This window comes from Aquiflexum lacus, from assembly GCF_015476655.1.
In the GTDB taxonomy this organism is placed as follows: domain Bacteria; phylum Bacteroidota; class Bacteroidia; order Cytophagales; family Cyclobacteriaceae; genus Aquiflexum; species Aquiflexum lacus.
In genome coordinates this window covers 89031-101298 of sequence record NZ_JABFHF010000008.1, presented here as the reverse complement: position 1 = coordinate 101298, position 12268 = coordinate 89031, and the positions used below count along the sequence as shown (strand labels likewise).

The window sequence follows — 12268 nt, the reverse complement described above, 5'->3', positions numbered from 1 at the left end:
GAGTTTGATAAATCTTTGAAAAATCACTTGATAAGATCAAGAATAAATCAGTTTTTATCAAAATCGAAAAAACCATTTCAACCTGCGAAAGCGTAAAAACTTTATCGGAAATTCCGAACATAAAAAAATTAACAGGATTTAAAACCTATTATAGAATCAGGTTAGGTGAATACAGGATAGGAATTGAACAGGTAGGAAATGATACGATAAGATTTATTTTAATAGCTCACCGAAGAGATATTTATAGATTATTTCCGAAATGAATCCAACAAATTGCCAACCTAAATTTAACAATCTACTAGTATTTTTAAATCGACTTACTAAAACCAAACTTCGCTGATTCTTTTTCCTGCATGCGGAGGTCAAATACCATACAGATATTCCGGATAAAGGGTAAACCTGCAGGGAGGATTTCTATCCCTTTTGCATCAAATTCGATCAATCCTTCTTCCTTGAATACCTTGAGCCTGTCCCAATTCTTTTTGCCAAGAAGGGAGTAATAGCAAAAATCCCATTCGGCCACTTGGTTGCAAATCAGGTTTAGGATCAAATGTCTTGTTTTTATATCCTCTTTACTCATCCTGTGTCCTTTGCTGATGGCAAAGTGCTTCAAGCTGATTTGTTCCTTGTACAGGTCAATTTCCTTGGTATTTTGGGCATAAGCGTAATACACATCAGAAATGGAACTGTTGCCCAAGCCGATCAATATTTTGGAGGGAGAGGTGGTATAGCCCATAAAATTCCTGTGCAGGGTTTTGTTTACCTTGGCTTTGTACAAAGGGTCATTCGGAAGGGCAAAATGGTCCATGCCGATTTCGAAGTAACCCATTTCAGATAGTAAAACTTTTCCCCCTTCGTAAAGGGCTCTTTTTTCGGATTCCAAAGGCAAGAACTTTTCAAAGCTCCGCTGCGCCGGAAATGCAGTTGGCAAATGGGCATAACTGTAAAAAGCTATCCTATCCGGTTTTAACTCAGCTACTTTTTGGAATGTAGCCTTAATCGTTTCCAATGTCTGATGCGGCAGACCATAGATCAAATCAAAGTTTACCGAATCATAACCAATCTCCCTTGCCACATCGGTGGCCTCTTTTACCCTTTCAAAAGGCTGGATCCTATGGATGGCTTTCTGTACCTCTTCATTGAAATCCTGTATGCCATAACTCACCCTACGGAAACCCAAATCAAACAAAGTCTGCAAGTGGTCGCGGGTAGTATTGTTCGGATGACCTTCAAAACTCAACTCCGCTTCAGGCATGACCTCAGCACTTCCGATGATAAATGATAGCATCTCATTCAATGATTCCGGTGAGAAAAAAGTAGGGGTTCCACCTCCTAAATGAATACCTGCCAGTTTGGGTCTGTCATCAAAGATTTTAAGATAAGCCTCCCATTCATTCATGATGGAAGTGATATAGGGAGTTTCTACATTGTGGTTTTTGGTAATGCGCTTGTTGCAGCCACAATAGGTACAAAGGCTTTCACAAAAGGGAAGGTGGATGTACAACGTGACTCCCTCAGATTCTCCAAAATCCTCAAATGCCTTTTGGACCAAACTGATCCATCCATTTTCACTCAGGTCATCAGACCAAAGCGGTACAGTAGGGTAGGAAGTGTAGCGTGGTGCGGGGACATTATACTTTTGCAAAAGTTTGGGAGAAATTGTAGTCATAATCTTCATAGATAGTGCACAAATTTGACGTTTTATACCTAGTGTTTTTATGACCATCACTTTGCCCAAACCTGATAAAAGTCATGGTTATTGCTTTTTACACCACAGTAAAGGATGGACTTTTAAACTTATTTTGATATTTTTAAAATCAACCTTTAATCCAAACCCATGAAAACCAAAAAGACCGACCCATCCCGAAGAAAATTTTTGGCCAAATCCGCCACACTTGCTGCGAGTACAGTTTTTTTGAACAGCATTTCAGAAGCTTTGACGCTTCATAACAACCCAAGTGAAAAAATGAAAATAGCCCTTGTAGGACTTGGGGTCAGGGGGACAAATATGTTTGGAAGGGATGTGAAAAGAGTCTATGAGGAGCAGATAGATTTCGTCGGGCTGTGTGATATCAACCCGGGTCGATTGGAGCATGGGAAAAAATATATTGGGGTAGAATGCCCGCTATACACTGATTTTGACAAAATGTTGGTTGAAAGTAAACCGGATGTTGTCATAGTGACTACGGTTGACAATACCCATCATGAATTCATCATCAAGGCCCTTGATTTTGGGAGTAATGTAATTACCGAAAAGCCCATGACCACGGATCAGTTTAAGTGTCAGGCCATCTTGGATGCAGAGCGCAAATCCGGTAAGAAAGTCATTGTCACCTTCAATTACCGCTATTCCCCCCATCGTCAGCGCATGTATGAAATCCTCCATTCGGGTGAAATCGGTGAAGTCACCTCTGTGGATTTTCATTGGTACCTTAATACTTCCCACGGGGCGGATTATTTCAGAAGATGGCATGGATACAAAGAAAAAGGAGGGACCCTATTGGTACACAAGTCCACCCATCATTTTGACCTGCTCAACTGGTGGCTGGATTCCGATCCTGAGGAAGTTTTTGCTTATGGTGCCCTTGAGTTTTATGGGAAAAACGGCAAATTCCGCCACACCCATTGCAGACCCTGCCCGCATAAAGGAAAATGTGATTTTTACTGGGATATCACCAAAAGCCAAAATCTGGTAGATCTATATGTGAACAATGAACAGCATGACGGTTACCTGAGAGATGGTTGTGTATTCAGGGAAGACATCGATATTTATGATAAAATGGCGGTTCAGATCCGCTATATGAATGGAGTGCAGGTTAGTTATTCCCTTACCACCTATTCGCCTTATGAAGGATATAGAATAGCTTTCAATGGTACCAAAGGCCGTTTGGAGGCTTGGATCAAGGAAAGCCAACCATGGCAGGAAATGGCCCATGATGAACTTCGCCTCACAAAGAATTTTGGAGAAACAGAAATCATCACCATTCCCCACGGAGGCGGAGGCCATGGCGGAGGAGACACCCGTCTAAAAGACAAACTCTTCAAAGACCCCAACATGGCCGATCCCTACCGTCAATCCGCCGGAACAAGAGACGGAGCCATGTCCATCTTAGTAGGCATCGCCGCCCGAACCAGTATAGAAAGCGGCCGTCCTGTAAGAATCGCTGAGTTGACGGATATTGAGTTGAAGAAGAAGGGGAGGATTTGAGAGGAGATATGAGACGTGAGATTTGAGATGGCTTTGTGGTGAAGGGGGAGTAGCTTCGATTGATTCCAAGTTGATTGAAGACTTCTCCGTTCTCGTCTCTCGCTTTTCGCTTCCCGTCTCTTACTTCTTATTAAACCATTCTCACATTTCCCACCTAACTTCTCAATAATCGAAGCACGTGTTTTCGAATTCAATTTCTCAAGAGATAAAGTCTCAAATCTTTCTTAAATCAACCGGATTCCCGTAAAAATACCCTGAACAGGGGATGGTATGGTATAGAATATTTTGGGATATTGTGGAGGACAATTAGGTAGGAGATTATTTTCTCATGCACAACTATTAAATTAGAATTTTTATTACCAAGCGCGCTTGCTTGAAATTCAAATAAAATAATCGTTTGGCTTAGTAGAATCAAGTCCTTGCTGAATTGTCACAACTTTTGACTGGGATATATGGGCTAGAATTAAACCTGTACTATGGAATTGATTAATCAAGAACATATTGAAAATAAGATATTTACGATCAGGAACAAGCAGGTAATGCTTGACAGTGATCTTGCAGAACTTTATCAAGTATCCACTGGCGGGCTCAATTAACAGGTGAAGAGGAATAAAGATCGGTTTCCACTTGATTTTATGTTTCAGTTAAGTGAGCAAGAATGGGAGGAAGTCTTATCGCAAAATGCTGTGCCTAATCACAGAGCTTTAAGATCACAAAATGCGATTTTAAAGGTAAAGCGGGGGCAACATAGGAAATATTTACCATATGTTTTTACAGAACAAGGTGTAGCAGGATTATCTGGGATTTTAAAAAGTGAAAGAGCCGTAAAGGTGCATGTTGAGATTATGCGAGCCTTTGTCACTATGCGCAAATTCCTGCTTCAGAATGCATCCGTATTCCAACGCTTGGACCAATTGGAAATCAGGCAAATCCAAAGCGATGAAAAGTTTAACCAGATATTTAAGGCTTTAGAAGCAGGACGACCCGAATCAGACAAAGGAATATTCTTTGATGGACAGGTGTTTGATGCTTATGCTTTTGTTTCCGATTTGATTAAAAAGGCCAAAAAAGAAATAATCCTGATAGACAATTTCATAGACGAAAGTGTGCTCACTTTGCTGAGCAAACGCCAAAAACACGTGACTGCCACCATTTATACTAAGAGCATCTCCAAAACCCTACAACTCGATTTGGACAAACACCATGCACAGTACCCAGAAATACATGTGAAAACCTTTATCCAAAGCCATGACCGCTTTTTGCTGATAGACCAAACCGATTTGTATCATATAGGTGCATCCCTAAAAGACTTGGGTAAGAAATGGTTTGCCTTTTCCCGTATGGATAGCATGACAGCTTTGTTGTTGAACCAATTGAAGAGTGTGAAATAAATGGGTTAGAGCCAAGAGATAAATAAAAAACTCTTTGAAGATGATTCAATGGTTTTTTTGTGTAGTATCAAAATCAACACGTTTTTATAATGCCTATGTCTTTGAATTCAAATTTCTATGGATTAAATTCTCAAATCCTTCTTTAATTCCCAAGATTTCAGTAAAAATACCATAAACAGGGGATGGTATAGTATAGAATATTTTGGGATATTGTGAAAGGTGATTTTGGTAATGTTCCTACTATTTAGATGAAGTAAACTAACTCAGATTTAAATGAGTCAAATAAAAAAAATAAAGTCATTTCTTGAATGGGTACTGTCATGGGTCCTTAAACTAAGACTAAGAAAAACGTATTGGAGTATTGCAGTTCCGACAGGTTTATTTGTAATTGGTGAGTTCGCAAAGAAACTAGATATTTTTGTGAAAGCAACAAGTGAACTTTATGATGGATCTGAAGGGTATTGGTCTAAACTATTTTGGAAAACTGCTAACATTTATTTTAGTATTAATCTTCCTTGGTGGAGCCTTATTCTCATTATAATAATGCTTCTTTTATTCACCTACGTTTACTTACAGGAGTTAAAGGCTAAAAATCTGGGTGTTGAAATAACAGTAGTAAGTATTACAAATAGCATTTTCAACCGCCTTTCTAAGGAGATTGATCATAAATTTGAGGTAATAAAATCAGAATTAACATTTCAACCTAATCAACAATGGTTTAAGAACCAATGTGATTCCTCAATTTATGATCTTGGAAAAAGATACACGCCGGAGTTAAATGTAAAACTTGAAGTAACTGATATTTTTGAAGGTCTAGGTAGAACTGAAGATTTTAAAAGGAAAGTAACCAAGCTCTTTGATCAATTTTTGATAAAAGGGAAAAAGATATTGAGGGATCAACCTGAATTAAAAGAGAATCTTGAGAGTTTAGAAAATGACTTTGATGAGTTATATAAATTGTTTTACGATACAGACTTTTTAGGTACTAATTTCATTCCAATTGAAAAATTTGAAAGTTTATTGGATAAAGCTCAGAATTCAGTACGGAGAATTTACGATTATTACATAGAGGAAGAAAGAAAACTCCAAAAAGGGAAAAATGATTATCAGTATTACCACAAACATGGCTATGAGTTAAGAAAAATTCGGGAATTTGAAAATGAGTCATCTAATTTCCGAAGATTAATTAATGGATCTGCATTCAAGCTTGCAAATAATCCTTTTTTACTCTTAGATGGTGAAGCGGGTATTGGTAAATCTCATTTAGTTGGAGACATAGTTTCTAGAAGAATTGCCAAAGAGTATGAAAGTGTTTTTTTTCTCGGGCAGCATTTTGTAACAGAAGAAGATCCATGGACCCAGATTTTTAAAAGACTTCAAATCAATTCGAAGTCGGAGGATTTTCTTAGAAAATTAAATCAACGAGCTCAGAAATCAGGAAAGAGAATAGTCCTATTTATTGATGCAATTAATGAAGGAAAGGGTAACTACTTCTGGAACATCTTTGTGAAAAGTTTCATTAACGAGATAAAAAAATATGAATGGCTTGGGCTTGTAATGACCGTAAGATCTTCTTATAAAAATTTAATTTTCCCGGAAGATGAAAGAGATAATTTAGATGTTATCGAACACCAGCACTATGGGTTTAGGAGTAATGAATATGAAGCAATCAAGCTGTTTTTTAATAATTACAATATTGAATTGCCTAATGTTCCATTGTTACATCCTGAGTTTCAAAATCCCCTCTTTTTAAAATTATTTTGCGAAGGAATCCATAAAGCTGGATTAACTCGAGTTCCTGACGGTTTACAAGGAATCACTTCAATCTTTAACTTTTTCATTAAAAAGGTAAATAATGTTCTATCTAAGCCAAATAGAGTTGGATACTCAGATAGTTTAAACTTAGTAGAAAAGTCGATTTATGCTATAATTAAATTCAAAGTCGACAATCAGCTTAATTCGGTATCATACGAATCAGCTTATCAGGTCATTGATGAATCAATATCGATTTTTATTGATAAAAAGGGATTTATCAATTATCTGATTGAAGAGGGTGTATTTTCAAAAAACCTTTATTTGAAAGAAGGAAGTGATTTTGAGGAGAGAGTATATTTAACTTATGAGCGATTTGAAGACCACTTGACAGCCCAATATCTAATTGAACAATATCCTGAATTAGAAAGAGCATTTATCGAGGGAGGAGAGCTTCACAGATTTGTTAAAGAAGAAAATGCGGTTTATATGCACAAAGGTTTGATTGATGCATTTTCAATACAAGTCCCTGAGAAATATGGATATGAGTTTTATACCCTTGCTCCATCATTAAAAGACAAATATCCTTTTATAGAATCTTTTGTTGAAAGTTTACTTTGGAGAAAGGTTGATACTATTAATGAAGAGTCGAGGAATTATGTTAATGAATTTGTGTTTTCCTATCAAGGCACACATGATATTTTTTGGGAAACCATAATAGCAGTTACTGGAATCCCAGGTCATTTCTTTAATGCTCATTCCCTCCATAAAAATTTAATAAAATTTTCACTTGCAGAAAGAGATGCATATTGGACAAAATTTCTCAAAAACAGATATGATGATGATTCATCTGTAAAAAGACTAATAGATTGGGCTTGGAGTAAGACAGACAAATCACATATCTCTGATGAATCGGTTTTGCTATCTGGTATCACTTTAGCGTGGTTTCATACTTCAACAAATAGAAAACTTAGAGATTGTTCGACAAAGGCATTAGTTTGTTTATTTGAAAATAGGCTTGATGTATTAATAGAATTACTGAAAAAATTTGAAGGGGTTAATGATCCCTATGTATATGAACGCTTGTTTGCAGTTTCCTATGGGTGTTCAATAAGGACAAGTAGAAAGGAAGGGTTAGTTAATCTCAGTAATTATATATATCAAACGATCTTTGAGAATAAAACTGAAGTTTACCCACATGTTCTACTTCGTGATTATGCAAGAGGAGTAATTGAATTCACTAAATTTTCTGGATTCGAATTACCATTTGATTTTGAGGAAGTGAGGCCACCATATAAAAGCTCATTCCCTAAAAAAATCATGACGAATGTTGAGATTCAAGATAAATATAAATTTGATTATGAAGATAAGGATTTCAAAAGGTATTATTCGTCACAAAATTCCATTCTCAGCTCAATGAAGACAGGCACAAATTATGGTGATTTTGGCCGCTACACTTTTTCAAGTGCACTTGAATACTGGAATGTAAATATTAATGATCTAAAGAATCTAGCTTTAGAATGGATTTTTGAAAAATATGGGTACGATGTTGAGCTTCATGGAGAGTATGACAGTAATACTAGTTCACACAATAGGCAAACTTCAGCAATAGAACGTATCGGTAAAAAATACCAGTGGTTAGCATTTCATGAAATGATGGCTAGAGTATCTGATAATTTCAGGAAATATGAATCATGGGATTTTGATAAGGAAATAGAACGTCCATATCTAGGACCTTGGGATCCTTTTGTTAGAGACATAGACCCAACAACACTTATTAGTAAAACAGGAAAGTATGACGACGAGCAACCTCAAGAATTTTGGTGGGCTAGGAATGAGTTATTTAATTGGGATTGTACAAATGATGAGTGGATAAATAATCATACAGCTTTACCAAGTATTGAAAAAATCTTACAAGTAAAAGATAATAATGGAGAAGAATGGTTGATACTTGAAGGTTATCCATCATGGTCAGAGCCTAAGAAAATAGGTGAAGAAAAATGGGATCAGCCACATAAAGAGCTTTGGTGCCACCTAAGAAGCTACATTGTGAATGATGATGAATTCGAATTGTTTAAAAATTGGGCATTTAAACAGGATTTCATGGGTCGTTGGATGCCTGAAAGTGGTGATAGACATGAAATCTTCAGTAGAGAATATTACTGGTCTCCAGCTCAAAATTATTTTATGACTGAATATAATGGAGGTAACCAATGGACAGAAGTTTTTGACAGGGAGTTTGGGAAATATATATCGCAAATTCATGTAACTGCTCAAGGATTTTTATGGGAAAAAGGGTTTGATAAATCGAAGGAAGAGACCATTAGTTTTCTGAAGCCAAGTAAATTAATTTACGACGGACTGAAATTAAAATATAGTTATAAAGAAGGTGAATTTCTTGATAGCTTTGGTGAGGTACAATGCTTTGCGCCAAATGTTTATCATGATTCAAAATCATACTTGCTTGTTAAGAAGTCTCCGATTTTAAAGTTTTTACAGGAAAATAGTTATAAAATGATTTGGACTGTTTTAGGAGAAAAACTAATAACAGGGGGACGATCGTTTGGACCTGATTATCCAGGTCGATTAGAAATAAGTGGGGCTTATTTTTTTGATAAAGAAGATTTAAAAGGAATTATTAATACAAAAAACACCTGACCGCCGTAACACCTTACATTTCTAAACACCCCCTACCTCAACCTCCCATCCATATCTCCTCTTCCTTCTTCAGCCTTCAATGGAAACTTCACCGGCATATTGTCACGGGTGGAGCGGTAGATGGCAGTAAAGAGTTCTACGGTCCTGCGGCCTTCTTCTCCGGTGACCAAGGGTTCCCTGCCTTGGGCCAAGGCATCCAAAAATTCTTCAATCTGTAATTGGATATAGTGGACGGTGGGATCTATTTTGTGGAAGATGGCTGTATCTTCTTTGATAAATTCAGCTAGTAAATGCTCTTCGCCGGGAATGGTCCAAAGGTCATTTTGGGGCGGTTCGGAAATCCCCGACATGCCTGCTATAAACATGGCGCCTGCTTCGGGTTGGATTCCCACAGAGGCCCCATTGCTGCCGTGGACATGGATTTTGCCATGGATGCCGGGTTTGGTGGAATTGGTCAGCAGGATATTGCCCAAGCCTCCGTTTTTGAATTTGACTATGGCCAAAGCCGTGTCTTCCACTTCAATGTAGGGATGGTTGAGATTGGCCCAAGTGCCATATACTTCGTCCACTTCTCCCATCAACCAAAGCAATACATCCAATTGATGTGGAGCCTGATTGACCATGACTCCGCCTCCTTCATGTTCCCATGAACCCCGCCAAGGGTCGGATTTGTAATAATTTTCATCCCGCCAACCCAACATGGTGACCGTTCCCAAAGCAGGTTGGCCGATTTTCCCATCCTCAATGGCTTTTTTGGCACGCTGCACCGATTCATAAAATCTCCTTTGACTGATCACGCCCAGTTTTTTGCCATACTTTTTTGAGGTGGCTATCATGCCGTCACAATCCGCCAAAGTGGAAGCCAATGGTTTTTCCACGATCACATGTGCCCCGGCAGCCATGGCTTCCAAGGTGGGTTCCAAATGGTTGGGATGTGGGGTGCAGACCATGACGAGGTCAAGTTTTTCCTTTTCCACCATCTCGGTGATATCGTCATAAGCTTTGACACCATAAGTAGCTGCAAAGCTTTTGGCCTTATCCAATGTCCTGCTAAAGACAGCGGTAAACTCAGATTGGGAAGCGTTTTGCAATGCTTTGGCATGAAGGTGGGCAACTTTACCGCAACCGATTATTCCTGTTTTGTACATGATGGCTTAGGGTTGGAGTACTACTTTGTTTAATCCGGGCTCTTTGTCATACAGCTTTTTGAACCAGATTACCCCCTCACTCAAGGGTGCCTTGACACTCAAAAGGGAATTTACATCAATCAGTCCTTTTTCCATCATCTCCAATACCTTGTCGTATTCTCCCGCTATAGAGCAACTTCCCTGCAACCTAATTTCCCTTGTCACCAATGCCTGAAGGGGGAATTCCACCTGTTGGGCAAGATTACCGACCAAAGTAACCGTCCCGCCTTTTCGGACATTCTCTATGGCCATTTTCACCGTAGCACCGATGCCAACAGCCTCAAATGCCACATCAGCACCCCTGTTATGGGTTAATCTTAAAATGGATTGCTGTAAGGATTCATCTTTGGCGTTAAAAGTATGGTCAGCACCGAATTTCTGGGCCAATTCAAGCTTTTTGTCATCCAAATCAACCGCGATGATGGTTCCCGCATTGGAAAGTTTGAGTACCTGAATCAGAAAGAGCCCGATCATTCCTGTTCCGACCACAAGCACCGTATCCATCAGACTGATAGGAGTGAGATCGACTGCATGGGCTGAGACGGCTATGGGTTCTACCATGGCCGCCTGTTCAAAGGAAACTGAATCGGGTATTTTATAGAGGATATGTTCGGGTACCACCACGTATTCTGCAAATGCACCGTGTCTGCGGTATTCTTTAGGGGAGACCCCTAGGACTTTTCTATTGTCACTTAGATTGTATTTCCCTTTCAGCGTGTACCAATCATTGAGTTCATAGACGGTGGAGTCAAAAGTCACCCGATCACCAACGGAAAAGGATTTCACCTCACTTCCGGTTTCTACAATTACCCCTGATGCTTCATGTCCCATAATCAGCGGGGGATTTCTCCTTCCCGAACTGCCATCCATTCCATGCACATCACTGCCACAGATGCCGCAGGCTTTTACCTTAACCAACACTTCACTGGGTGCAAATTCAGGTTCAGGTACATCTTTGTAGACTAGGTTATTGTAGGATTCCAGGACAAGTGCTTTCATAGGTTTGATAGGTTTTTGTTGAAAAATAAAAATAGGGATTTTTGGCGGAAAAGTTTAGAGGTATGAATTGTTTGATGTCGGATGACCGATGACCGATGTAAGGTAGGACGGAAAAAGAGGCTTACGTCATTGCGAGGAGCACCTCTTGAGGCTTTATTTGTGGGATACAATTAAGTGAGACGTGGCAATCTCTTTGGATGATGAACGATTAGAAATGATTTCAAGAAACGCGGTGTTGTCCGTAGCTTGTAGCTTCGTGACCCTGAGTAAAGCGTTTGTAACGCTAGTCAAAAATAGGGATGAGGGATAAAAATATTCAAGCGAGTGACCTACATTTATCAAAAGAAATGAAATATTTGCAAAGATGTCAGACTACCACCAAGACCAGATTTTTTCCAATAAGGGTTTTACTCATACCTTATTCCAAAAAGGAGAATATGAATCCTGTACTTTTAAGAACTGCAATTTCTCAGAAGTCGATCTTTCAGGTTCCAGATTTTTGGATTGTGAGTTTTTGGGATGTAACCTGAGTTTGGCCAAACTCTTTAAAACTGCCATGCAAGAGGTGAAATTCAAGGATTGTAAGCTTTTGGGTTTGCGCTTTGATAAATGTGAAGGGATAGGTTTGGATCTTGATTTTGAAAATTGCCTGTTGGACAACACCTCATTTTATCAATGCAAGTTGAAAAATATCACATTCAAGAACTGCCGATTGTTTGAAACTGATTTTGTTGAGGCGGATTTAACTGGAGCTGATTTTCAAGGTTCGGATCTCAATGGAGCTATATTTGAAAATACTATTCTGGAAAAAGCTGATCTCAGAAATGCCAAAAATTTCATCATCGATCCCCAAACCAACAGGATCAAAAAAGCAAAGTTTGCCTTGAATGGATTGCCGGGATTGTTGCTAAAGTATGGGATTGTGGTGGAGTGAGGATCAGATTGTAGATTGTAGAATTTAGATTTAAGATTTGAGAAATGAGAAAGAAGCGAGAACCGAGAAGCGAGAGATTAGAAACAAAGCCTGTCCCGAATATCGGGGAGACAAGAGCTAAGAACCAAGAAAGAAGGAG

7 protein-coding genes and 1 pseudogene are annotated in these 12268 nt (G+C 38.7%); 5 read left to right on the top strand and 3 right to left on the bottom strand.

Annotation, left to right across the window (positions count from 1 at the left end; all coding sequences use genetic code 11):
- Positions 1-11 precede the first annotated feature (11 nt).
- The gene (locus HMJ38_RS25780) at positions 12-263 is read left to right on the top strand and encodes a type II toxin-antitoxin system RelE family toxin (protein WP_394355064.1); all 252 of its coding nucleotides are present in this window, start codon (positions 12-14) and stop codon (positions 261-263) included.
- Between the two features lie 44 nt (positions 264-307).
- Here the strand turns inward: HMJ38_RS25780 and hemN are convergent, their stop codons facing one another.
- A complete protein-coding gene (gene hemN, locus HMJ38_RS09420) occupies positions 308-1669 on the bottom strand; it encodes an oxygen-independent coproporphyrinogen III oxidase (protein WP_194974216.1) in 1362 nt (453 codons plus the stop codon).
- A 168-nt stretch (positions 1670-1837) separates the two neighbouring features.
- Here hemN and HMJ38_RS09415 point away from each other — a divergent pair, with 168 nt between their 5' ends.
- From HMJ38_RS09415 to avs2, 3 genes and pseudogenes are all read left to right on the top strand, one after another.
- The gene (locus HMJ38_RS09415; RefSeq protein ID WP_194974138.1) at positions 1838-3208 is read left to right on the top strand and encodes a Gfo/Idh/MocA family protein; all 1371 of its coding nucleotides are present in this window, start codon (positions 1838-1840) and stop codon (positions 3206-3208) included.
- A 476-nt stretch (positions 3209-3684) separates the two neighbouring features.
- A pseudogene (locus HMJ38_RS09410) lies at positions 3685-4599 on the top strand (ORF6N domain-containing protein).
- 273 nt (positions 4600-4872) lie between these two features.
- The gene (avs2, locus tag HMJ38_RS09405) at positions 4873-9009 is read left to right on the top strand and encodes an AVAST type 2 anti-phage system protein Avs2 (protein WP_228779982.1); all 4137 of its coding nucleotides are present in this window, start codon (positions 4873-4875) and stop codon (positions 9007-9009) included.
- A gap of 32 nt (positions 9010-9041) precedes the next feature.
- Here the strand turns inward: avs2 and HMJ38_RS09400 are convergent, their stop codons facing one another.
- Both HMJ38_RS09400 and HMJ38_RS09395 read right to left on the bottom strand, forming a co-directional pair.
- Positions 9042-10157 (bottom strand): Gfo/Idh/MocA family protein, encoded by a 1116-nt coding sequence (locus HMJ38_RS09400; RefSeq protein ID WP_194974137.1) that lies wholly within the window; start codon positions 10155-10157, stop codon positions 9042-9044.
- A gap of 6 nt (positions 10158-10163) precedes the next feature.
- The gene (locus tag HMJ38_RS09395; protein ID WP_194974136.1) at positions 10164-11195 is read right to left on the bottom strand and encodes a galactitol-1-phosphate 5-dehydrogenase; all 1032 of its coding nucleotides are present in this window, start codon (positions 11193-11195) and stop codon (positions 10164-10166) included.
- Between the two features lie 364 nt (positions 11196-11559).
- On the opposite strand from HMJ38_RS09395, the gene HMJ38_RS09390 reads away from it, so the two are divergent.
- On the top strand, positions 11560-12129 hold the full coding sequence (locus HMJ38_RS09390; protein WP_194974135.1) for a pentapeptide repeat-containing protein: 570 nt from the start codon (positions 11560-11562) through the stop codon (positions 12127-12129).
- Positions 12130-12268 lie beyond the last annotated feature (139 nt).

Excerpts from the sequence above, each read along its gene's own strand:
- HMJ38_RS09400 (WP_194974137.1), bottom strand. The coding sequence starts at position 10,157 with ATGTACAAAACAGGAATAATCGGTTGCGGTAAAGTTGCCCACCTTCAT.
- HMJ38_RS09395 (WP_194974136.1), bottom strand. The coding sequence starts at position 11,195 with ATGAAAGCACTTGTCCTGGAATCCTACAATAACCTAGTCTACAAAGAT.
- avs2 (WP_228779982.1), top strand. The coding sequence starts at position 4,873 with ATGAGTCAAATAAAAAAAATAAAGTCATTTCTTGAATGGGTACTGTCA.
- HMJ38_RS09390 (WP_194974135.1), top strand. The coding sequence starts at position 11,560 with ATGTCAGACTACCACCAAGACCAGATTTTTTCCAATAAGGGTTTTACT.
- HMJ38_RS09415 (WP_194974138.1), top strand. The coding sequence starts at position 1,838 with ATGAAAACCAAAAAGACCGACCCATCCCGAAGAAAATTTTTGGCCAAA.
- hemN (WP_194974216.1), bottom strand. The coding sequence starts at position 1,669 with ATGACTACAATTTCTCCCAAACTTTTGCAAAAGTATAATGTCCCCGCA.